This is a genomic window from Exiguobacterium alkaliphilum 12/1 (assembly GCF_000714435.1).
GTDB classification, from domain to species: Bacteria; Bacillota; Bacilli; order Exiguobacteriales; family Exiguobacteriaceae; genus Exiguobacterium; species Exiguobacterium alkaliphilum.
In genome coordinates, this window is record NZ_JJMW01000025.1 from 16,252 (window position 1) to 37,087 (window position 20,836).

General features: G+C 52.5%; 25 protein-coding genes. 15 read left to right on the top strand and 10 right to left on the bottom strand.

All coding sequences use genetic code 11. The features are described from left to right. The first annotated feature begins 1 nt into the window (after position 1). Both RT52_RS06240 and RT52_RS06245 read left to right on the top strand, forming a co-directional pair. A complete protein-coding gene (locus RT52_RS06240; protein ID WP_034815948.1) occupies positions 2 to 988 on the top strand; it encodes a hypothetical protein in 987 nt (328 codons plus the stop codon). Between the two features lie 121 nt (positions 989 to 1,109). Continuing rightward, positions 1,110 to 2,516, top strand: coding sequence for a flagellin N-terminal helical domain-containing protein (locus tag RT52_RS06245; RefSeq protein ID WP_034815951.1), 1,407 nt, complete (start codon positions 1,110 to 1,112; stop codon positions 2,514 to 2,516). Between the two features lie 440 nt (positions 2,517 to 2,956). Here the strand turns inward: RT52_RS06245 and RT52_RS06250 are convergent, their stop codons facing one another. Further along, a complete protein-coding gene (locus RT52_RS06250) occupies positions 2,957 to 3,589 on the bottom strand; it encodes a DNA endonuclease (RefSeq protein WP_245175478.1) in 633 nt (210 codons plus the stop codon). Positions 3,590 to 3,931: 342 nt separating this feature from the next. On the opposite strand from RT52_RS06250, the gene RT52_RS06255 reads away from it, so the two are divergent. Genes RT52_RS06255 through RT52_RS06275 form a run of 5 tightly spaced genes read left to right on the top strand, consistent with a single transcriptional unit; the run spans position 3,932 to position 7,029 of the window. After that, positions 3,932 to 4,159: a hypothetical protein gene (locus RT52_RS06255; RefSeq protein WP_034815953.1), complete on the top strand. Its 228-nt coding sequence runs from the start codon at positions 3,932 to 3,934 to the stop codon at positions 4,157 to 4,159. Between the two features lie 54 nt (positions 4,160 to 4,213). Further along, positions 4,214 to 4,570: a flagellar protein FlaG gene (locus RT52_RS06260; RefSeq protein ID WP_034815955.1), complete on the top strand. Its 357-nt coding sequence runs from the start codon at positions 4,214 to 4,216 to the stop codon at positions 4,568 to 4,570. Between the two features lie 12 nt (positions 4,571 to 4,582). Continuing rightward, positions 4,583 to 6,289 (top strand): flagellar filament capping protein FliD, encoded by a 1,707-nt coding sequence (fliD, locus tag RT52_RS06265; protein WP_034815958.1) that lies wholly within the window; start codon positions 4,583 to 4,585, stop codon positions 6,287 to 6,289. Positions 6,290 to 6,304: 15 nt separating this feature from the next. After that, positions 6,305 to 6,679: a flagellar export chaperone FliS gene (fliS, locus tag RT52_RS06270; RefSeq protein ID WP_034815960.1), complete on the top strand. Its 375-nt coding sequence runs from the start codon at positions 6,305 to 6,307 to the stop codon at positions 6,677 to 6,679. Next, a complete protein-coding gene (locus RT52_RS06275) occupies positions 6,676 to 7,029 on the top strand; it encodes a flagellar protein FliT (protein WP_034815963.1) in 354 nt (117 codons plus the stop codon). The genes fliS and RT52_RS06275 overlap by 4 nt, the downstream gene beginning before the upstream one ends. A gap of 36 nt (positions 7,030 to 7,065) precedes the next feature. On the opposite strand, the gene RT52_RS16000 is transcribed toward RT52_RS06275, so the two are convergent. Continuing rightward, positions 7,066 to 7,443: a DUF3021 family protein gene (locus RT52_RS16000; protein ID WP_051690294.1), complete on the bottom strand. Its 378-nt coding sequence runs from the start codon at positions 7,441 to 7,443 to the stop codon at positions 7,066 to 7,068. A gap of 162 nt (positions 7,444 to 7,605) precedes the next feature. On the opposite strand from RT52_RS16000, the gene RT52_RS06285 reads away from it, so the two are divergent. Both RT52_RS06285 and RT52_RS06290 read left to right on the top strand, forming a co-directional pair. Next, positions 7,606 to 7,791, top strand: a complete 186-nt coding sequence (locus RT52_RS06285) for a hypothetical protein (protein ID WP_034815965.1) — start codon at positions 7,606 to 7,608, stop codon at positions 7,789 to 7,791. Between the two features lie 147 nt (positions 7,792 to 7,938). Beyond that, entirely contained in the window at positions 7,939 to 8,565 is a 627-nt protein-coding gene (locus RT52_RS06290; protein ID WP_034815968.1) for a DUF4352 domain-containing protein, read from the top strand. 29 nt (positions 8,566 to 8,594) lie between these two features. Here RT52_RS06290 and RT52_RS06295 read toward each other — a convergent pair whose 3' ends face one another. The 8 genes from RT52_RS06295 to RT52_RS06330 form a co-directional block, all read right to left on the bottom strand. Continuing rightward, positions 8,595 to 9,092 (bottom strand): DUF1572 family protein, encoded by a 498-nt coding sequence (locus tag RT52_RS06295; protein WP_034815971.1) that lies wholly within the window; start codon positions 9,090 to 9,092, stop codon positions 8,595 to 8,597. A 271-nt stretch (positions 9,093 to 9,363) separates the two neighbouring features. Then, a complete protein-coding gene (locus tag RT52_RS06300) occupies positions 9,364 to 10,029 on the bottom strand; it encodes a DUF2225 domain-containing protein (RefSeq protein WP_034815973.1) in 666 nt (221 codons plus the stop codon). Between the two features lie 8 nt (positions 10,030 to 10,037). Then, on the bottom strand, positions 10,038 to 10,481 hold the full coding sequence (locus RT52_RS06305; protein ID WP_029334571.1) for a YaaR family protein: 444 nt from the start codon (positions 10,479 to 10,481) through the stop codon (positions 10,038 to 10,040). 21 nt (positions 10,482 to 10,502) lie between these two features. After that, the gene (locus tag RT52_RS06310) at positions 10,503 to 11,327 is read right to left on the bottom strand and encodes a flagellin N-terminal helical domain-containing protein (RefSeq protein ID WP_034815975.1); all 825 of its coding nucleotides are present in this window, start codon (positions 11,325 to 11,327) and stop codon (positions 10,503 to 10,505) included. Beyond that, positions 11,311 to 11,691, bottom strand: a complete 381-nt coding sequence (locus tag RT52_RS06315) for a flagellar protein FliS (RefSeq protein ID WP_034815978.1) — start codon at positions 11,689 to 11,691, stop codon at positions 11,311 to 11,313. Before RT52_RS06315 ends, RT52_RS06310 begins: the two co-directional genes overlap by 17 nt. Then, a complete protein-coding gene (locus RT52_RS06320) occupies positions 11,688 to 11,978 on the bottom strand; it encodes an EscU/YscU/HrcU family type III secretion system export apparatus switch protein (RefSeq protein WP_034815980.1) in 291 nt (96 codons plus the stop codon). The genes RT52_RS06315 and RT52_RS06320 overlap by 4 nt, the downstream gene beginning before the upstream one ends. 9 nt (positions 11,979 to 11,987) lie before the next feature. Then, positions 11,988 to 13,667 carry a hypothetical protein gene (locus RT52_RS06325; protein WP_245175479.1) on the bottom strand — a complete coding sequence of 560 codons (1,680 nt, stop codon included), beginning with the start codon at positions 13,665 to 13,667 and terminating at the stop codon, positions 11,988 to 11,990. Between the two features lie 92 nt (positions 13,668 to 13,759). After that, positions 13,760 to 14,266 (bottom strand): competence protein ComK, encoded by a 507-nt coding sequence (locus RT52_RS06330; protein ID WP_245175480.1) that lies wholly within the window; start codon positions 14,264 to 14,266, stop codon positions 13,760 to 13,762. A gap of 259 nt (positions 14,267 to 14,525) precedes the next feature. On the opposite strand from RT52_RS06330, the gene cspD reads away from it, so the two are divergent. The 6 genes from cspD (at position 14,526) to cccB (ending at position 20,773) form a co-directional block, all read left to right on the top strand. Beyond that, a complete protein-coding gene (cspD, locus tag RT52_RS06335) occupies positions 14,526 to 14,723 on the top strand; it encodes a cold-shock protein CspD (protein ID WP_024370455.1) in 198 nt (65 codons plus the stop codon). Between the two features lie 312 nt (positions 14,724 to 15,035). Next, on the top strand, positions 15,036 to 15,596 hold the full coding sequence (gene hpf / locus RT52_RS06340) for a ribosome hibernation-promoting factor, HPF/YfiA family (protein WP_034803921.1): 561 nt from the start codon (positions 15,036 to 15,038) through the stop codon (positions 15,594 to 15,596). A gap of 140 nt (positions 15,597 to 15,736) precedes the next feature. After that, positions 15,737 to 18,259: a preprotein translocase subunit SecA gene (gene secA / locus RT52_RS06345; RefSeq protein WP_034815988.1), complete on the top strand. Its 2,523-nt coding sequence runs from the start codon at positions 15,737 to 15,739 to the stop codon at positions 18,257 to 18,259. Positions 18,260 to 18,313: 54 nt separating this feature from the next. Continuing rightward, positions 18,314 to 19,414, top strand: coding sequence for a peptide chain release factor 2 (gene prfB / locus RT52_RS06350; protein ID WP_034803918.1), 1,101 nt, complete (start codon positions 18,314 to 18,316; stop codon positions 19,412 to 19,414). A 61-nt stretch (positions 19,415 to 19,475) separates the two neighbouring features. Next, complete coding sequence (locus tag RT52_RS06355) at positions 19,476 to 20,333, top strand: YitT family protein (protein WP_034803916.1); 858 nt, start codon at positions 19,476 to 19,478, stop codon at positions 20,331 to 20,333. A gap of 107 nt (positions 20,334 to 20,440) precedes the next feature. Then, positions 20,441 to 20,773 (top strand): cytochrome c551, encoded by a 333-nt coding sequence (gene cccB, locus RT52_RS06360; protein WP_034815991.1) that lies wholly within the window; start codon positions 20,441 to 20,443, stop codon positions 20,771 to 20,773. The last annotated feature ends 63 nt before the right edge of the window (positions 20,774 to 20,836 follow it).

Sequence of the window (20,836 nt, forward strand, 5' to 3'; positions counted from 1 at the left end):
AATGTTAGAAGCGAAAATTAATTTCGTAGGAAGAGGGAATTGGAGTGAGATTAAATTTCAGATAGATAATACTACTTACGAGATTTTATATGACATTGGATTTTCAATGAAAAATATTTGTTACACAAAAAATGGAGTCTCAACTTTGTTCACTCCTGAAAATGTGATTGGTAATGAACCATTAGTAAATTATAAAGCGAATAAAAGCTCAGAAACTAAAAGACTTCTAATAATCAGTCACTGGGATTTAGATCATTATTCAGTCATACAGAGCTTCGCAGACGAAGAACTAGATTTATTCGATAAAGTAGTTGTACCAGAAGCACATACTTCAAAAACTTCCGTAGAAGTAATAAAATGGATGTCCAAAATATTAGGGGATAAATTATGTTGCATCAAACAGTCGCCCAGGGCTGCGGGGGGTGTGCATATCATAAAAGAACCACCTTTATTTCCGGATTTGAGCAGTAGCAAAATCAATGTAGGCCTGTACAAAACTTCATATTCACAAAGTAGAAATAATGGAGGTCTTATCTTAATCATAAAGATAGCTAACACATTATTAATGTTTAGTGGTGATCATCATTATCTTAGTTTGAAAAGATGCTTAGAATACATAAATTTAGAGTCGATAGAAGAAATGGCTGTAGTTGTTCCTCATCACGGAGGTCTTGCTGGTTCATTGGATGATTTTCTTAATGAAATCCGATTAAATCAAATCAATACGACTTGGTATTTGTCAGCTGGGGTTGATCATGAATCGCTCTGTAAAATTTTGTATGAGGGAGAAGAGATTACCTTGAACAAATGGCATCCAAGAAAATCGGTTATGGACTCTATTAGGCTTCCTGTTTTGAAAACTCTTGATGTAAAAAGTAATACATATTTGAGCGAAGAAGGAAGACATTTAAAAATAAGAGTGAATCAAGATGGTGAAATAAAAAATTCTAAATTGTCATTAAACATATTAGAAAATACTCCGATATAGAGTATGGAAACGATAAAACGTTCCAACTAATACAAGGTGAGGGGCCGGCCTAAACCTTGTATGCTCGGACAAATGGATTTGGAAGAGCGGAAAAAACTCAAACCTATGGAGGGAAATTACAATGATTATTAACCACAACTTAAACGCGATGAATGCACACCGTAACATGTCGTTCAACACGACAAACACGGGTAAAGCGATGGAGAAGTTGTCTTCGGGTCTTCGTATCAACCGTGCTGGCGACGATGCTGCTGGTCTCGCAATCTCTGAAAAAATGCGTGGACAAATTCGTGGTCTTGATCAAGCTTCCCGTAACGCTCAAGACGGTATCTCTCTCATCCAAACGGCTGAAGGCGCTTTAAACGAAACGCACTCAATCCTTCAACGTATGCGTGAACTATCAGTGCAATCATCAAACGGATCTAACACAGATGCAGATCGAAACGAGATTCAGAAAGAAGTTTCTCAGTTAACGCAAGAAATTGATAGAATTCGAGATACAACAGAGTTCAATACAAAAAAACTTTTAAATGGAGATATGGCTGTTAAAGCTACGTCATCTACTACTGGAATTCAAGGTGTAGAGTTGAAAAATGATAATGTCGTTGCTGGAAGTTACTCGATTACAGCTGCGGCAGCAGGCGATGTAACTCTTGGTGCAACTGTAACTTCATCAACAATTTCTGGATTCAATGCGGATGCTGATATTGTTTTTGCAGCCGATGCAGATCTTGAAAACCTTGAACTAGGTGAGTATAAGTTAATCTCTTCAGATGCTGGTGCGGGAAACTTTAAATTGGAACTTCAAGATGCGAACGGTAAAGTGGTTGCTTCAAATGCTTCAGTTGCAGCAAATGCTGCAGCGACACTCTCTGGTGCGGGTGGAGTAACTTTCAAAGTTGCAGCTAACGCCGTAGCATCAACTGGTGAAGCAAACTTTAAGTTAGAAGCCACAACAGCAGCAGCTTTGACATTAACTGATGCTTCTGGAACTGTTGCGACCCTTGCTTCGGGATCGGTTTCAAAAAATGGAGTTTTTGAGGTTGGTAACTTCAAAATTGAACTTAACTCAGAAGCATTTGCATCGAAAGCTGCTCTAGCATCTACAGCGTTGTTTGCTGGTACTGTTACTAATAAAGCAGAAACTTTCCAAATTGGAGCAAACGAAGGCCAAGTAACAAAACTTGGAATCAGTGATATGAGTGCCTCTAGTTTAGGAATTAATGCTCTTGATTTAACGTCAGCATCTTCTGCTCAAGTAGCAATCTCAAAAATCAATACTGCAATTGAAAAAGTGTCTGGGGAGCGTTCGAAATTAGGTGCAAACCAAAACCGTCTCGAGCACACAATCAACAACTTGAACGTTGGAGCTGAAAACCTTCAAGCTGCAGAATCACGTGTACGTGACGTAGACATGGCTAAAGAGATGATGAACTTCACGAAGAACAACATCCTCAACCAAGCTGCGCAAGCAATGATGGCTCAATCTCAATCACAACCCCAAGCAGTTCTACAACTTCTTCGGTAATGATTGACGGGCGTCTTATCTGGTAACGGATAGGAGTATAACTGGGTGAATTGCTGGGACTCCTTAGAGCCCTCCTTACGACAACGTGACTGGAAACGGTGAGCGTGAACGTTTTGAAAAAAGGAAGGGATTGGACAATCAGCAGCCAAGCATCTGTCAGGAAACTGTGATGAAGGTTCAACGACTAGGATGAACGACCTACCGACATAATGTCCATGGTTATGAGATCCGTACCTCGACAACGGCGAGGGAAGTGCCCAGCCCCTATTTTACAATAATAATGATTTTTATATTGATATTGTAAAAGGGTGAAGATATAGTCTAGACCATATTGAAAAATATGGGCATCTGCAAGCAAATCAGCAGCCACAAGCTGTGCTTCAATTGCTCCGTTAATATAGCAATTGATTATTTAAAAGTTATACTAAAAACCGTGAAGCTTATGCTTCACGGTTTTTGACGTCTTGCCATTTATAAACGACCGACCAATACGTACGGTTCAACCGTCGGGCAATCTCTTTATCCGTCACGCGCTGCTGTTTCCATTTGATGAGTAAAGCGATATCCTCGTCACTATACGGCCTAGCGGGGACGGAGACGCGAATCGTGTAGTCCGGGTGTGATTGCTTATACAGCTCGATTTCGTTCTTCAGACGTGTTTCCCATGACAGTTTATAAGTGAATTCTCGTAGTTCGGCGATATATGGCTCGAGTAAATCCAAAATGTCGAACGTGTCAGTCACTTTCGTCATTTTTAAATAACAGCCTGTACCGCTCGGCGTGCCCGTTGTTCGCACATTGATGTCATAACGTGCTTTCATCCAGATGGCTAACTGTTTCAACTGTTGTCTCGAGAAGGCTTGTAAGTAGAAAGCGATATGCGGGGTAAATTGAATCTCTTTCTTGTTGTGATTGAATCGTTTACTGAGGAGGAGTGAGCCATCGTCCAAATAGAGTGTGAGCAGACATGAAGGATGATGAATGTCTTCAAGCAACTCGAACGGAATGTGTTTCTTATTGTCCGGATAAAAATGAGGGAAGAGTTTCGTCATCAACGGAATGGAGCGCGACACAAGATTGTTTCCTCGTAAATACAATATGTCAGAGAGCTTTTTTGCTTCCATTGGCGATAACTTAACTGGCCCATCCCAAAATGCTCCCGGTAACTGTTGTTTACACGTCGATCATATGGATAGCACTTCGTGATTTCACCATCCCCTAAAATACTAGCGACTAAAATGGCTACCTGTTCCTCGGATAGTCCTTCCCAGTCCATCTCACTTCTCCCCTTTACGTAGTAATCTCCTTACAGAAATCATTCCCGATTTATCGGAATGACCTGATTCAATAATTCGTCAGCCCATCTCAAGTTTTTGATTGACACGTCGATACATAGGAAGAGAGAAGGTGTTTATATGGGCAAGGATTTGATAGAAGAGCTGGAGGTCGTCTACACCGAACAAAAGCGATTAGACGAACTAGAAGACTTATTGCGGACGATGCGGTCCATCGCGATTGAAGCGGCGACTTGCGGAGATAAAAGACGAGTGCAGTTACAGGAACAATTTCATGATTTACAAGCCCGGGTCACCTATTTAAAAGCAAAGAAACGAGAACCATTTCGTCAAAGCACTACAAATTGACCTGATTTCTACCGATATAGTCCATGAGAACAATGATTAGAGGAGTAGACGCAAATGAACCCGACCATTTCTGAAGTCCGGCTTCACCTACCTTCTTCCGTCTTGCCGTATGAACAAACGAAAAACGTGTTCGTCGAAGCGAATCAAGCGAAACTCGCCGACGAAGGCATCGTCATTCTGCCGACGCCTCAACACGTCACAAAGTTAGAGGCGGCTGTCGAGAAGGCGAACTTGGTACTCGAGCAACAACGTACCGGCTTGAAGTTCATGAAACATGAAAAACTGAACGACTATTATATTCAAATCGTGGATACGAACAATGAAGTCATCCGCGAAATCCCAAGCAAGAAGTCACTCGACTTTTTCGCCGCGTTCATGGAGTTCAACCGATTGTTCGATGAACGCGTGTAAAGGAGGCCAACCATGACATCACCAATCCGATTCGGCGGACTCGCCAGTGGGATCGATACCGATACAATTATTAAACAATTGATGCAAGTCGAGCGTGTCCCGGTCGACAAGCTTGAGCAAAAGAAGCAAGTGACTGAATGGAAACGTGACGCATACCGTGAAATTAACCGCTCGCTCATGTCGCTCCGTAACAGTGCCGTCGATTTGATGTTCAGCCGGAACTTCTATGCGAAGACGGCGAGTTCCTCCGACGCTTCAAAAATCAGTGTCACGGCCGGGCCGTCTAGCGGGAACAGTGCGCTTCGAATTGACTCGGTGACGCAACTCGCGACATCGGCGACGACAATCTTAAGTGCGACCGATCAGAATGGTGCAAAATTAACAGGCGCAACGAAACTTTCGGATATGAATGGTTTTGTGGCTGGTCAAAAGCGAGTCATTCAAGAGACGGCCGGAACGGAGATGACGTTGCCGAAAGATTTAGACTTCACGAATGTCACACTGAAAAACGCTGCCGGACAAACGCTTAATCCAACCGATTTTAGTTATGACGCGTCGACGGGAAAACTTACTGCAACAAATACGACTGCTTACCCTGACGGTGTCATCCCTCAAGGTGTGTCGGCGGAGTTCATTTCCGGCACCGGCTTTGAGATTCAATATAAGTCATCCACTACTGGCACATACAAGAAAATTGAGCTCGGTGCAAATGCGACTGTGCAAGAATTCGTATCGAAATTAAATGAAAAAGAAACGGGCTTATCCGCCTTCTTCGAGTCATCGACGGGGAAAATCTCACTGTCGACAAAAGATACGGGCGCAACCGCGACGCTCGACTTTGATTTAGGATTCAAATCAGCCTTCGCGATAGGTGAGACGAACCCTGTCGGTCAAAACGCTCAATTCAAAGTGAACGGGATTGATGTAGAACGCGCGACAAATACTGTCACGATTGACAACATGACGCTCACGTTGAAGTCGAGGTTCCCGACACCCGATAATCCTACAGCCGGACCTGTCACCCTCTCGGCCGCGACCGACACCCAAAAAATCTTCGACAACATTAAAGGTTTCGTCGATAAATACAATGAGACGATCGACCTGATGAACAAGAAAGTGCGAGAAGAACGTTTCCGTTCATTCGCACCGCTCACGAAAGCCCAACGTGACGAACTGTCAGAAGATGAGATCAAGAAGTGGGAAGAAAAAGCGATGAGCGGGATGCTCAAAGGCGACACGATTTTACGTAGCGCCATGGACTCGCTCCGTGGCAAATGGTCGGGCACGTCTTCGGCGACGAACGACGCTGAGATGCGCCAACTGTTCCAAATCGGCCTCTCGACCGGCGCCGACTTCACGAACGGTGGTAAGATTGAGCTAAATGAAGAAAAGCTCAAAGCCGCCATCGAGAAAGACCCGGAGCAAGTGTATCAACTGTTCACGAACGCGGAGAGCGGACTGCTCCCGCAAATCCGTGACGCAGCGGCCGCATCGCGGTCGAACATCACCCGGATCGCCGGGGCGGACGGGGCCGGTGCCCCGACGTACTCGATGGGCCGTGAGATGACACAAATCGATACCCGCATCCAACGATTGAACGCACTGCTCGTCGATAAAGAGAACGCCTACTACCGTCGCTTCGCGGCGATGGAGACGGCGATGAACCAGGCGAACTCGCAAGCCGCCTCACTGCAACAGTTTTTAGGCGGAGGCATGTAAGAGGAGGAAATGAACATGGTAGCCAACCCATATGCAGCTTATCAAAACAACGCGGTCACGACCGCGAACCCGCAAGAACTGACGCTCATGTTGTATGACGGGGCGCTCAAGTTCACGCGCCTCGCCAAACTCGCCATCGAGCAAGGGAACCCGGACCTAAAGAACACGAACATCCAAAAAGCACAAGCCATCTTTCAGGAGATGCGCCTGACGCTCAATAAAGACATCGCCATCTCGGCGAATCTCGACTCGCTCTACGAGTACATCTGGCGCCGCCTGTTGGACGCGAACGTGAAGAACGACACGACGATTCTGGATGAAGTGCTCGATTTCACGACCGAACTCCGCGACACGTGGAAAGAAGCGATGAAACTCGCGAAGCAAGCATGAGACCGATCGACGAGATTATCTTAAAGACGCAACGGCTGAAGGACCTACTCGCGCAAGTACCGGAAGAGCCGACGTACGACACGTGGATGGACCAAATCCATGAACTGTTGGACGACCGTGAGCAACTGCTCGCCGCGCACGGACCGGACCTCGAGGCGGCCGACCAGACCGTCATCCGTCAACTCGTCGACGACAGTCAAAAGATCGCTCGCTTGATCGAGGCCGAGCATCAACGGCTCGGCATGACGCTCGGGACGGCCCGGCAAGAACGGAAAGCCGTCAAGACGTACGTCGACCCGTACGAGGACTTCGATTCAAACTTCTCAGGACTATTCGACCAACAGACATAAAACAGCTCGAAGGCGCGCCTTCGAGCTGTTCGTCGTTCACGGGGTCTTCGGTTGGCGTCGGGCTCTAGAAACGAGGTGCGTCACGCCAAACAAGATCAGCCCGCTCACGTTAAAGTTCACGTATAAGCGACCGAAGTCTTGAACAGAGTTGACGGGGACGAGCCCCGACAGAAAGACGAGCGGTAAAATCGTCACATGCATGACGGCCCAGTGGATGAAAATCTGTTTCGGGAACGACCATCTTCTCACTTCGTAGATGACGCTCGTGACGCCGAGGAAGAAGCCGATGCCGCCGTACGTCAAAGTGAGGCGGACACTTTCCATGTCACCGGTTAATACGTTGTATAGGGCGAGCACGCCTGACGTTGCCAACAGCAGAATCCCGCGCTTTAATCCTTTCTTCACTAAATCCATCGAACCCATCCTTCCGCTTATGTAGTGGTCTATTCTACGCAAACGACCGCTCAGAAGTTTCATCGATTTTCGAGACAGGTGCAAACACGTCTGTTATCGGGTAAAATCGGGTAAATACCACTATACCCGTTGCTTCTTTTCTGGAATGAGGAGGGAAACGAGATGAGTGAGAAAAAAGTGAAACCCGAGTCAGCCAAGAAACGTCGTTACTTCGTCTACGGTCCAGAAGGAGCGTACGATGAATACGTGGAACGTGACCCGAAGCTCGAGGCGTATATCGAGGACGACGCCCCGCTCGAGGACGGGCCCGACCCGTATGAGGAAGAGGATTTGAAATCAAGAGGATAATGTAGCCGAAGTCAAGGTCAGATTCATGACCTTGACTTTTATTTGTTCAGGGGACGCACCTTGAACTTTTTCTTACACCGGTCAGGCTAGACAATCCCGTATGCTCATCTTATCAACCACTACCAACACGAAAAGGAGAGATTTTTGATGAAGATGAAACGATACGGATTGGTGCTCGCGTTGCCTTTGGCACTACTTGTCGGATGCGGAGAAGCCGACGAACTGAAGACGACGGCGACCGATACGGAGGAAGTCGTGGCAGCTGAAACGGAACAACAGACGGCTGAACCAAAAGAAGAGGCGGACGTGCAAGAGAGCGAGCTCGGCTCAAACCAGATCTACATGAAGAATAAGGCGCTCGACGTCAACGAGACGATCGGTTCGATTCAGTTCGCCATCGATAAAGTCCAGACGTCACGACTCACGGTCGCAGAGGCGTACCGTGAACTATTCGATGGGAAAGAGGCGGTGACGGTCGTCGCGATGAACGTCATCGTCGAGAACACGATTGACGACACGGTCAGCTTCCACCCGAACCAGGCGACGCTCGTGACGAACACGGGCGAACAGGTGACGGCCGACCTCTGGCACTCCGACGACGTCGGTGGCGAGTTCCTCGGGAAAGTGAAGAAGGAAGGGAATGTGCTGTTCTTCGTCGAGGCGATGCCCGAGGAGTTGACGGAAGTCCGCTTCATCGTCGACGGGCCGTTCGACGCGAACTATGAGCAAATCGCTGAAGACCGCTACGAATATAAAATCGACGTCACAAAATAAAGAGAGTGCATCCGCTTGGATGCCTCTCTTTATCGTTGATGCGGCAACGGGATCGTCAACACGTTCCAGTTATCCCCGGCGAATACTTTCGCGAGAAAGACGATTTGCCCAACGTGATAACTATAGTGCGACACTTGTTTCTCGATCGCCCAGATGACGCTCTTCTCCTCACCACGAATGAAGACCGTCTTACCAAGGTCTTCTGGCGTGAGGCTCACTAATACATCGTCCAACAGCTGCCAGCGCGCGTCCCACGTCGCCATGAGTTCTTCACGAGACAACTGCTGGTCCTCAAACTCGGCGTCGCGGTTGCGGTCCGGTTTCTCGCCGTCCGTCGTCAAGAAGTCGGTCCATCTGGATTTCATATTATTCGAGATGTGCTGCACGATGACGGCGAGCGAGAGGGTGTCTTTTGCAAGCACACGATGCAGGTCCTCGTCGTTCACTTGATTCAAGGCGTCCTCGGCGAGTTGCTTTTGTTCCTGAAAAATCGAACGTACCGTTTCAATATAGCGGGCTTCAAACATGAAATGACCTCCTTTGGATTCATACCCTAATCTCAATCGCATAAAAAATAATAGTAAAATAGTAAATTCCAACTTATAATAGAAATGAACCGTGCAAGACGCCACCGCGCGATCGGTTCTTGGATGCCTCGTTTAGGTTTTGACGTGAGTCATGTCGCGTCTATCTCCTTTCGGTTTAGGGGTTCACCCGTAAAGAGAACCGACCGCGTTTGTCTGTGAGTGGATGAGCGCGGTTTTTTGTATGCGAAAAGGGAGAGCTGCGGCTCTCCCTTTAGGCGTGTTCCAATCGAAAATCTTCCCAATGGTCCCGGGCTTGGTTCCGAATCCGCTCCGACACTTCTTTGCTGCCGAGAAGGATCCCATACCAACGACGCGCTTCTTCATAAAATCCGAGCGCGGCCGAAAGGTCCGCAATCCGCAGCATGAGCTGGTCGTACGGGAGGCCGGTCCGGACTTGATCGGTGTAGGTTTCTTGTACTTCGTTATATTTGTCGAGCGTCCGCTTCATCCATTCACGTTCCGCCTTCGCGTTCCCCGTCAACCGATACATCCAGACGAGGCGCATGCCGAGCATGGCGACGACGGATGGTTTCTGCCCGCTCAATTGGGCCGTCATGACGGCGAACTTGTACAGCGTGATGACTTGCTCCGGCGTCCGGTCACCGGCCAAGACGTCGGCGTTCACGCGCGGGAAGTACTCGGTCTCGAGCGCCTCGCGGTTGTTCTTCCGCACCTTATCAAACGAATCATGGAAGACGAGGTGGCAGTGGCCGCAGACGGCCGGTTCATACAAGTACGGGTTCTCGCCGTCATACGTCGTATAGCCGTCCTTCGCGACTTCTTGCGGGCGGATGTGGCGCGACAAGATGCGCGGCGTCGTGCTCTCTTTCAAACAGTACGGGCACTTCACTTTCTTTGAAAACAGATGTTCAGCCATAGGTCACCTCACACGTACACGTTGACGAGCAACCCGCGAATCTCACCGACCTGGTCAAGCAGCGACAGGCGGGACGCCTCGCCCGAGATGACCTGGTCCGTCAACGCGAGCAGCTTCTGGTCGACCTGTTCGACGATCTTATAAATCTTGGCCCGGCCGCGGCGGTTGAAGCCGCGCTTGTCCTCGAGACGGAGTGCCGCGTCAACGGCGTCTTTCATAAAGTCTTTAATCAGTTGTTTATATTCAGCGAGTGACTCGACCGTCTGACTCTCGGCGAGGAGCTCGCCTTGTTCGTGGATGGCCGCGATTTGGCGTTGGAAGCGCTCGTGCTCGCGGTCCTCTCGTTTCTGTCCGATGACGTTCGAGAATGAGACACCGGGCTCGACGTCCGGTTTCTTCGCCTTGCCGGCGCCGAGGAGCGACTGCGTCTCCATGATGCGACGAATGTCCATAGGGATCCGTCCTTCCTTAAGTTAGTTCAATAATTGTAACACGCCTTGCGGCAGGGCGTTCGACTGGGCGATCATCGCCATGCCGGACTGGTTCAAGATATTGAGGCGGGCGAAGTCCATCATCTCGCGGGCCATGTCGGCGTCACGGATGCGTGACTCGGACGCCGTCAAGTTCTCCGAACCGATCGTGACGACGCTGACGTTCGCCTCGAGCCGGTTCTGGATGGCGCCGAGCTTCGAGCGCTCGAGCGAGACGGCGTTGATGGCGGCGTCGAACTTGGCGATGGCGTCCCCGGCGTCGGATGCCGTCAACACGCTGAGTCCGTCGATGCCGAGCGCGCTCGCACGCATGTCGGCGACGTTCAAGATGACGGCTTCACCGCTCCCGGCCCCGACTTGGAAGAACAGCTCCTTCGCGCCTTGCGTGTACTCGCCGTTCATGATCTTCTTCGAGTTGAACTCGGTCGTCTCAGCGATGCGCGTCACTTCAGCGGTGAGGGCGGTGATCTCTTCTTGAATCGCTTTCGCGTCGTCGCCGCTGAGCGTCCCGTTCGACGCCTGTACCGACAACTCGCGCATCCGTTGGAGGAGGGCGTGCGTCTCGTTCATGCCGCCTTCGAGCGTCTGCGTGAGCGAGATGCCGTCGAGCGTGTTGCGCTCGGCCATCGACAGTGAGTCGAGGCGCATCCGCATCTTCTCTGAGATGGCGAGACCGGCCGCGTCATCAGCCGCTTTATTGATGCGGACACCGCTTGAGAGGCGGTCCATCGTCTTCTTCATCGTCGCCTGGTTCATCGAGAGCGACGTGTATGCTTTTAAGGCTTGTACGTTATTGGTAATTTTCATAGCGGTTCCCTCCTAGCGGTTGCGGGGTGAGTCGAGCCCGTTCCATTGCTTCGCCCCAAGTGTGGTCAAGGTCTTTTGCGAGATTGTGCAACTCCTCAATTTTTGACAGGTCTTGTTCAATCAATGCCTCGAGGCTCGATTTCGCCATATACAAGTAAATCTCATCGAGCTGGGCCGAGATGATGCCGCCGTTGTCGTGCAAACCTTGGTGCAGTTTCGCGAGTAGTTCGCGCGCCTGCCGGAGGTGACGGTTTCGTTCAGCGATCGTCGTTGTCAATGCGTGTTCATAATGATAAGCGAGGGCGTGAAGCATCGCTTGCGTCAGCTCTTCGGCGCTCATCTCGTATAGTTGATTCTGGTTCATCCTTGTTCTCCTTTAAGTGAGTCGAGTTCTTCAATCAACAACAATACTTCGGCCATGACGTCATACAGCTCGGGCGGGATGGCGTCGCCGAGGTCGAGATCGAGCAGGTGGCCAAGGAGCGAGTGGTCATGCTCGATGGCGACGCCGCGCGCTCTCGCCTCATCTAAAATCTTGTCGGCGACGGCGCCCGTCCCGCGGGCGACGATGACCGGGGCCCGGTCCGTCGACTCGTCGTAGCGGACGACGGCGGCCGTCTTTCGTTTCGTCAAATCCATGCGTTGATACATGTCGGCCTCCTAAATCTTGAAGTCGTAGCCGCTCGTCGGTGTTGTCACCGGCTCGGCTTCGACTTTCTCGGTCTTCGTCAACGGTCTAAACTGCGTCGTGACGCTCTTATAGCCGATCGCCTCCAAAGTCGTCTCGATCTTTCCGAGGAGCGGACGGGCGAGCGTCTCGACGCGCTTGTCATCGTGCTCGAGCGTCAGGCGCAGATTCCGGTCGATCGCCTCGAGCTTGACGGCGATCTCGCCGAGCCGCGGCGTCTCGAGCCGGATGTAGAGGACGCTGTTCTCCCAGTCGACGACGTCACCGGCTTCCCGGTTCTGGATATGGACGTGGATGCCTGTGTCGATCTCTTGCACTTTTGCCGGCAAGGCGAGCAAGAGCTGATGCAACTGGCCACCGTCGAGCCGGTTGAGCGTCTGTTGGACTTGGAAGAACGAGGCGAGGCGTGCGGCCTCCGGGTTCGCCGCATCCGCCTTGACGGACAGGCCCGACGCCTGGACGCGCTGTGCCGTCTCTTGGATGACGCGGCCCGACAGCTGTTGGTCGAGCTTGAACGGCGGGACTTTCGCGATCTCACCGGCACGGGTCGCACCATGCGGGATATATTCGAGCCGGACGTGGTTCGGCACGTACCGGAAGTCGTTCAACGCAGCGCGCACTTCTTTGATGAGGGCGGCGCTCTCGGCCGGCTTCGTCGAAAGCAGTCCGAGCGCGACATCGAGTTTCGCCGTCATCGAGACGAGCGCTTTCTCTTGCGTCGCGTCCGTATGTAACAAGGCGTCGGTCTTCTGGATGAGCTGCGTCAACCGGGTCGATACCGTCTCGAGGGCGGGGCGGGCCGTGTGCGGACTCGTCTCGACGAGCGCGGCGACTTGGCCGAGCTGTTTCGTCACGGTCGCCTGTTCGTTCCGGAACGTGTTCGTCACCGTCGCGAGATGGTTCGTCACTTCCTTGACGACGACTTGCCGTCCGGACGGGAGCGTCACCGTATCAAATTGTGGGCGGTTCACTGGAACGTGAAGCTGCTCGACCGATTTTTGCGGGACCGGGACGTCGCGGATGATGCGGTCGACCGTCTCGGGCGTCGGCGTCATGCGTTCGCTCACGGGGCGGGACAAGTTGACGAGCTCGACGAAGCGTTCCTTCTGCGGGTACGGCGCGTCAGGGGCGGGCGGCTTGATTCGCTCTCTCGCCTCAGAGAGCGTCGACGCGGCGATCGCGTTCTGGACGTCGCGGGGGACGTCCGGGGTGTCGACCGTCTTCAATAGAAGGATCGCGTCGCGCAGGTCGCCTTTCATCGCCGTCTCGAGCAAGCGGACCGTGTCGGCGCTCATCGGCAGGCGCCCCGTCTGGAGCAGGCGGCTGACGGCGCTCCTCACTTCGGGCGGGAGCGCGGCGAGGAGCGTCTGAATCTTTGATTCGAGCTTCGCCGGCTGACTGGCCGGTTCCGCTTCTTCTTTTGCCGGGAAGACCGTCGCGAGGAGCGTGCCGTCTTGGTCGGCGAGCGTCACGTGGAACGGGTTCGTCTTCGGCATGCCGTCCTTGAACGTGAGCTCGACTTCTTCGCCGTTGATTTTGACGATGGCCGTATCGGGGCCGGTCTGTTTGACGAGCTCGGCCTTATAGACCCGGTTCGTCTGGATGCCGGCGCTCGCTTGCACGAGGGCGAGCGGTTGGGCTTGGATTTGCATAGTTGTCACCTCGACCAATATATCGACCTCTTTTTAAAAAAGTGAAGCAAATTAGATAAGAAAAAACCTCCCGTCACATGACGGAAGGCAGGTCAAGATTCGAGCACAGGGCTCATGTTCAGTTGTTGGAACCGGGCGACGAGTTCTCCCGTCGCTTTGATTTGATTCTTCAAGACGTACGCGGTCGCGTTCGTCTGAATCCGGCGGCCGTCGGTCGTGACGATGATGCCGTTCGGGTTCCCTTCGACCGTGGCGATTTCACGGACGTGGGACCAGGCGTACCATTCGCAGTCCTCGCGCTTCGGCGATTTCGTCGGGAAGAAGACGAGACCGCTCGTCGGTTCGATGACGACGGGCACTTTCCCTTTGACGCCGGCGACGCGCTTGGCGATGAAGATCCGTTCCTCGATCGAGCTGTTATACTGGCGGCAAGAGAGCTGCAGCAACTGATACGGCCTGAGCGGGGTCGAGATGTCCGTGCCATCCTCGAGAATGATTTGCGACTGCTTCATCATGTCGAAGCAAGGCAAAATCGCCACGGTTCGTTTCGTGATGCGATATTTTTCGTCGGAATAGTAGGGGCGCATACGCTGCACCATCCTCCTCATATTGGATTTTCAGGATCGGCTAAATGTTAGCGGCACAAACCTAAATCATCTCTTCCATGATATATCACAAAAAATGTAAACTCAATATGACAATATGAAAAGTAGGGAAATATAATTCCAATGTAAGCCAAAAAGTAAATCGTTTGCAAAATATTGAGAAAGTGTTTGTCACGCCATCCATAAGGTGGTAAGATTACCGGTAGAGGGAAAGCCTCTGTATTCTTCAATGGTGAAAGGAATGGATTTACACATGGTAGGTAAAGTAAAATGGTTTAACTCAGAAAAAGGTTTTGGATTCATCGAAGTAGAAGGCGGCAAAGACGTGTTCGTACACTTCTCAGCAATCCAAACTGACGGCTACAAATCACTTGACGAAGGTCAAGAGGTAGAGTTTGAAATCGTTGATGGCGAGCGTGGCCCACAAGCGGCTAACGTTGTAAAATTATAATTTCAAACTGAGCCGGCTCTCGCGTAGAGCCGGCTTTTTTGTTTTTCTCACATAACGTCTGACTCGTCAATTTCGCGTTTAAAAATCTGTGGAACGGGTACAAACCTTTATACCAACCGATTCAGCGACGAGACGGATCATTTGGAACAAAATTGTCATTATTTTCTGATGATAACGTTTTCAATGCAAACGAATTCGGGGTATACTAAATATGAGCCACCTGGTTCCACTTTCTTTTCAGAAATGAAGCAGGAGATTCCGTCACATGCGACGAATCATTGGGTCAAGCGGTTATTTTAAGGAGGAGTTCAGATGATTTATAACATTCGCGGCGAAAACATTGAAGTCACACCAGCCATCCAAGACTATGTCGAGAAGAAGCTGGAGAAGTTGACTCGGTATTTCACAACTCCTACGGATGCACAGACGGCTTACGTCAACTTGAAAGTGTACAATGAAAAGCAAAAAGTAGAAGTCACGATTCCGATGCCGAACTTGTTGCTTCGTGCTGAAGAGACGAACCTCGATATGTACGCGGCGATCGACCTTGTCGTCGACAAGTTGGAGCGTCAAATCCGTAAACACAAAACGAAACTCAACCGTAAAGGACGCGCCAAAGAAGGCGGGATCGGCGAGTACTTCAAAGCGCTCGAAGGCCCGGAAGACGTGGCAGTGTATGACGATGAAGAGTCAGAGCTCGAACTCGTGCGGACGAAGCGTTTCACGCTCAAGCCGATGGACACAGAAGAAGCGATCCTCCAGATGGATATGCTCGGCCACAGTTTCTTCGTCTTCTCAGACGCCGAGACGGGCAACACGAACGTCGTCTACCGTCGGAAAGACGGCAAATACGGCTTGATTGAACCAGAATAATCTTAACTCGACTATCACACGGCCTCCCTCGACGGGGGGCCGTTTCGTTTTGCCTTTCCTTGAAAGCGCGGGTCACTTCGGTTAAACTGTACATTAGGGAAAAAACATGCATTTTATAGGAATGCTGAGGAGATATGAGTATGGCGAACTTTTTGAAAGATTTATTTGCTCCACAGAAACGGATATTGAAAAAAGCAGAGAAAGCGGCCGACCTCGTCGAGTCGTTTGCTGAACCGATCAAAGCGTTGTCTGACGAACAGTTGCAGGCGAAGTCTGAAGAGTTCCGCGGTCGTCTCGCGAAGGGCGAGACGCTCGACGACATCCTCCCGGAAGCGTTCGCGGTCTGCCGCGAGGCGTCGGAGCGCGTGCTCGGCATGCGTCACTACCGCGTCCAGCTTATCGGGGGATACGTGCTCCATAACGGCGACATCTCCGAGATGAAGACCGGGGAAGGGAAGACGCTCGTCGCGACGCTCCCAGTTTACTTGAACGCGCTCACGGGCCGCGGCGTCCACGTCGTCACGGTCAACGAATATTTGGCCCGTCGTGACAAAGAGTTGATGGAACCGCTCTACTTCGCGCTCGGCCTCTCGGTCGGCTTGAACGTCTCGAACATGGGACGCGAAGAGAAGCAGGCGGCATACAACTGCGACATCACGTACTCGACGAACAACGAGCTCGGGTTCGACTATTTGCGCGACAACATGGTCCTCTACAAGGAAGACCGCGTCCAGCGCGAACTTTACTTCACGATCGTCGATGAAGTCGACTCGATTCTCGTCGATGAGGCGCGTACTCCGCTCATCATCTCGGGATCGGCCCAGAAGTCGACCGAGCTCTACACGCGCGCCGATGCGTTCGTCCGCACACTGAAAGTCGAGGACGACTACACGGTCGACGTGAAGACAAAATCGGTCCTCCTCACGGACAAAGGGGTCGACCTCGCCGAGAAGTTCTTCGGCATCGACAACTTGTTCGCGATTGACCACGTTTCGGTCAACCACCACGTCGGCCTCGCCCTCCGTGCGAACGCGGTCATGCACCACGACGTCGACTATATGATCCGTGACGGCCAAGTCATGATCATCGACCAGTTCACGGGCCGCGTCATGGACGGACGCCGTTACTCTGAAGGGTTGCACCAGGCAATCGAGGCGAAAGAAGGCGTCGAGATTCAACGCGAATCGATGACGCTCGCGACGATCACGTACCAGAACTACTTCCGCATGTATGAGAAGCTCGCCGGGATGACCGGTACGGCGAAGACGGAGGAAGAAGAGTTCCGGAACATCTACAACATGCAGGTCGTGACGATCCCGACGAACAAACCGATTCTCCGTCAGGATAGCTCCGACCTCATCTTCAAGTCGATGGAAGGCAAGTTCAAGGCGGTCGTCGAAGAAATCACGGCAGCGCACGCGACAGGCCAACCGGTGCTCGTCGGGACGGTCGCGGTCGAGACGTCTGAATACTTGAGCAAGCTCCTCTCGAAGAAGAAGATCAAGCATGAAGTGTTGAACGCGAAGAACCACGCCCGCGAGGCCGAAATCATCGAGAACGCCGGTCAAAAAGGCGCGGTCACGATCGCGACGAACATGGCCGGACGCGGAACCGACATCAAGCTCGGAGAAGGCGTCATCGATCTCGGTGGTTTGTATATCATCGGGACGGAACGTCACGAGTCACGCCGGATCGACAACCAGCTCCGTGGTCGTGCCGGTCGTCAAGGGGACCCGGGTAAATCCCAGTTCTACTTGTCGCTCGAAGACGAACTGATGCGCCGTTTCGGTACCGACAGCCTCCAGAGCATGATGGAGCGTCTCGGGATGGACGACACGCAACCGATCGAGAGCCGCATGGTCTCGAAAGCCGTCGAGTCGGCCCAAAAACGAGTCGAAGGGAACAACTACGACGCGCGGAAACAGCTCCTCGGTTACGATAACGTCATGGCCGACCAACGGAAGGTCATGTATAAGGACCGGGCCAGCATCCTCGAGAACGAGTCGGTGTCTGACATCGTCCGTTCGATGATGCAAGACACGGTCGAGGCCGGCGTGGCGCAGTATACGCCGCTCGAGCTCGTGCCGGAAGAATGGAACATCGACGAGCTCGCGCACTGGGCGAACCAGACGCTCGCGCTCGAGAATTCGGTCGAAGGGAAAGACTTCTTCGGCAAGGAACGCGAAGAGATCACCGAACTTCTTCTCGAGCGCACGAACGCGCAGTACGAGGCGAAACGTCAACTCGCGCCGCCAGAGCGGTTCAACGAGTTCGAGAAGATCATCGTCCTCCGTGCCGTCGACTCGCACTGGATGTCGCACATCGACCATATGGACCAGCTCCGCCAAGGGATTCACTTGCGCGCTTACGGTCAGAACGACCCGCTCCGCGAGTATCAGGCGGAAGGGATCAACATGTTCGACGCGATGAACGCGGCCATCTCGGAAGAAGTGACCGGATTCGTCCTTCGCGCCGAGGTCGGCGACAACCTCCGTCGTGAGAAAGTCGTCGAAGAAGAAGTGGCCGTCTCTGGCAAGGACGACGCCCCGGTGAAGAAGAAGCCGGTCCGTCGCACCGAAGACCAACGTCTTGGCCGCAACGACCCGTGCTGGTGCGGATCGGGCAAGAAGTTCAAGAACTGCCACGGTAAACAACAAGCTTGATTTTTTAAGAGGCGAGCCTGCTCGCCTCTTTCCTACGGAAAGGTGATACACACTATGGAAATTTCAGATATTCGGAACGAACTCGAGGCGATGGCCAAACGCCTCGACAACTATAAGGCTTCCCTCAACTTGACGGAGAAGCAGGCACGTATCGCCGAGCTCGAGAACGAGATGACGTACCCGGACTTCTGGGACAGCCAAGAGAAGGCGCAAAAAGTCATCGACGAATCGAACGGCTTGAAAGCGATGGTCGACAAATATCAGGCGCTCGCCGACGGACATGAGGACGGCGAAGTGACGCTCGAACTCATCAAGGAAGAGCCGGACGCCGAGATGCAGCAAGAGCTCGCCGAGATGGTGACGGAGCTGAAAGGTCAATTCGACGAGTTTGAGCTCGAGATCCTCTTGAACGGGCCGTATGACGCGAACAACGCCATCCTCGAGCTTCACCCGGGAGCCGGCGGGACCGAGTCGCAAGACTGGGCATCGATGCTCCTTCGCATGTATCAGCGCTTCGCCGACAAGCAGGGTTGGAAAGTCGAGACGGTCGACTACCTTCCGGGCGAGGAGGCCGGCGTCAAGTCGGTCACGCTCCGCATCGTCGGGCACAACGCCTACGGGTACTTGAAAGCGGAGAAAGGGATTCACCGTTTGGTGCGCATCTCGCCGTTCGACTCGTCAGGCCGCCGTCACACGTCATTCGTCTCATGTGACATCATGCCGGAGTTCGATGACGACATCGAAGTCGACGTGAAGACCGAAGACCTCCGCATCGACACGTACCGCGCGTCAGGCGCCGGCGGTCAGCACATCAACACGACCGACTCGGCCGTCCGGATCACGCACGTGCCGACGGGTGTCGTCGTCTCGTGTCAGACCGAGCGCTCACAGATCAAGAACCGTGAGTCGGCGATGAAGATGCTTAAGGCGAAACTTTATCAACGCGAGCTCGACGAGCAGCAACGTAAGCTCGACGAGATTCGCGGCGAGAAGACGGACATCGGCTGGGGTAGCCAAATCCGTTCGTACGTCTTCCACCCGTACGCGATGGTCAAAGACCACCGGACGAGCTATGAAGTCGGGAACACGGGCGGCGTCATGGATGGGGACATCATGGGCTTCATCGACGCGTACCTCCGCAAGACAAATATGTGATGCATGTGGCTCAAAGACCGATGTCTTTGGGCCACGTTGTATGTAGAGGAGAAAACCTTTAATGAAGCAAATCGTCAAAGACTATATGTATTTACTGACCGGGTCCGTCTTCGTCGCCTCGGCGTTCAGCTTGTTTCTACTCCCGAACAACCTCGCCTCGGGCGGCGTCAGCGGGATCTCGATCATCACGTACGAGCTGTTCGGCATCTCGCCGGGGGCGTTCCAGCTCGTGGCGAACGTGCTCCTCCTCGTCATCGGCTGGATGATCCTCGGGCTCGGCTTCGGCGTCAAGTCGCTCGTCGGCTCGATCTTCTTGCCGGGCGTGATCTTGTTCTATGAGTTGATTGACGCCGGTGCCGCAGTGAACGATACGTTGCTCGCGGCCGTGTTCGGCGGGGCGGGCGTCGGGATTGGCCTCGGCCTCATCTTCCGGGGGCGCGCCTCGACGGGCGGGATGGACTTGATCGCGCAGATCCTACATAAGTTCACGCACATCCCGCTCTATCTGTGTATCGCCATCCTCGACGGGGCGGTCGTCCTCGTCGCGGCGGTGACGTTCTCGTTCACGACGGGACTGTATGCGCTCATCGCGCTTTTCATCACGATCAAGATGATCGACTTCGTCCAGCTCGGCTTCACGCAAGACAAGATGGCGTACGTCATCTCGGAGAAGCGTGACGTCATCACGCGGGCCGTCTTCGACGAGCTCGACCGCGGGGCGACTGAGATTCAGGCGATTGGGGCCTACTCGCGACTCGACCGACCGATGCTCCTCGTCGTCGTCCGGCAGAATGAGGTGAGCCGGTTGAAGGAGATTATCCGTCGCATCGATCCCGACGCGTTCCTCGTCTTCAGCGAGGCGCACGAGGTAATGGGGCAAGGGTTCACGTCGGACAAACGCTACATCAACGTGCCGTAAGATGTGTAATCTTTGTGTACTTTTCATGAGATTAGGTTAGAAAGCGCTTCAGAACGGCTATAATGGTAATTGTAGGTTATTTCTACAACTTAGGAGGGGAACCCTATATGAAGAAGTGGATGATGGCCATCGGCCTCGGCGCCATGCTCACGCTCGGTGCGTGCGGTGGCGGCGACGAGGAAGACACGTCAGGCAACGATTCGGGGACGACGACAGGCTCGATTGACGCGGAAGCGGTATACGCGCAAAACTGTGCGGCTTGTCACGGCGCGAACTTAGAAGGGATGAGCGGTCCGGCTTTGACAGACGTCGGGGCACGCTTGTCGGCTGAAGACATCGAAGGAATCATTCGAAACGGTCAAGGAAATATGCCTGCGAACGTTATCCAAGATGACGACGAGATCGCAGCCGTTGCGGCTTGGCTCGCTGAGAAGAAATAATACGGAGACCACGGGGCGACCCGTGGTTTTTTGTTTCGTCGCGATGAAATGTTGGTAAAAAAG

Coding starts and splice junctions, on each gene's coding strand:
- RT52_RS06240 (WP_034815948.1), top strand. CDS start 2: ATGTTAGAAGCGAAAATTAATTTCGTAGGAAGAGGGAATTGGAGTGAG.
- RT52_RS06245 (WP_034815951.1), top strand. CDS start 1,110: ATGATTATTAACCACAACTTAAACGCGATGAATGCACACCGTAACATG.
- RT52_RS06255 (WP_034815953.1), top strand. CDS start 3,932: ATGGGCAAGGATTTGATAGAAGAGCTGGAGGTCGTCTACACCGAACAA.
- RT52_RS06260 (WP_034815955.1), top strand. CDS start 4,214: ATGAACCCGACCATTTCTGAAGTCCGGCTTCACCTACCTTCTTCCGTC.
- fliD (WP_034815958.1), top strand. CDS start 4,583: ATGACATCACCAATCCGATTCGGCGGACTCGCCAGTGGGATCGATACC.
- fliS (WP_034815960.1), top strand. CDS start 6,305: ATGGTAGCCAACCCATATGCAGCTTATCAAAACAACGCGGTCACGACC.
- RT52_RS06275 (WP_034815963.1), top strand. CDS start 6,676: ATGAGACCGATCGACGAGATTATCTTAAAGACGCAACGGCTGAAGGAC.
- RT52_RS16000 (WP_051690294.1), bottom strand. CDS start 7,443: ATGGATTTAGTGAAGAAAGGATTAAAGCGCGGGATTCTGCTGTTGGCA.
- RT52_RS06285 (WP_034815965.1), top strand. CDS start 7,606: ATGAGTGAGAAAAAAGTGAAACCCGAGTCAGCCAAGAAACGTCGTTAC.
- RT52_RS06290 (WP_034815968.1), top strand. CDS start 7,939: ATGAAGATGAAACGATACGGATTGGTGCTCGCGTTGCCTTTGGCACTA.
- RT52_RS06295 (WP_034815971.1), bottom strand. CDS start 9,092: ATGTTTGAAGCCCGCTATATTGAAACGGTACGTTCGATTTTTCAGGAA.
- RT52_RS06300 (WP_034815973.1), bottom strand. CDS start 10,029: ATGGCTGAACATCTGTTTTCAAAGAAAGTGAAGTGCCCGTACTGTTTG.
- RT52_RS06305 (WP_029334571.1), bottom strand. CDS start 10,481: ATGGACATTCGTCGCATCATGGAGACGCAGTCGCTCCTCGGCGCCGGC.
- RT52_RS06310 (WP_034815975.1), bottom strand. CDS start 11,327: ATGAAAATTACCAATAACGTACAAGCCTTAAAAGCATACACGTCGCTC.
- RT52_RS06315 (WP_034815978.1), bottom strand. CDS start 11,691: ATGAACCAGAATCAACTATACGAGATGAGCGCCGAAGAGCTGACGCAA.
- RT52_RS06320 (WP_034815980.1), bottom strand. CDS start 11,978: ATGTATCAACGCATGGATTTGACGAAACGAAAGACGGCCGCCGTCGTC.
- RT52_RS06325 (WP_245175479.1), bottom strand. CDS start 13,667: ATGCAAATCCAAGCCCAACCGCTCGCCCTCGTGCAAGCGAGCGCCGGC.
- RT52_RS06330 (WP_245175480.1), bottom strand. CDS start 14,266: ATGGTGCAGCGTATGCGCCCCTACTATTCCGACGAAAAATATCGCATC.
- cspD (WP_024370455.1), top strand. CDS start 14,526: ATGGTAGGTAAAGTAAAATGGTTTAACTCAGAAAAAGGTTTTGGATTC.
- hpf (WP_034803921.1), top strand. CDS start 15,036: ATGATTTATAACATTCGCGGCGAAAACATTGAAGTCACACCAGCCATC.
- secA (WP_034815988.1), top strand. CDS start 15,737: ATGGCGAACTTTTTGAAAGATTTATTTGCTCCACAGAAACGGATATTG.
- prfB (WP_034803918.1), top strand. CDS start 18,314: ATGGAAATTTCAGATATTCGGAACGAACTCGAGGCGATGGCCAAACGC.
- RT52_RS06355 (WP_034803916.1), top strand. CDS start 19,476: ATGAAGCAAATCGTCAAAGACTATATGTATTTACTGACCGGGTCCGTC.
- cccB (WP_034815991.1), top strand. CDS start 20,441: ATGAAGAAGTGGATGATGGCCATCGGCCTCGGCGCCATGCTCACGCTC.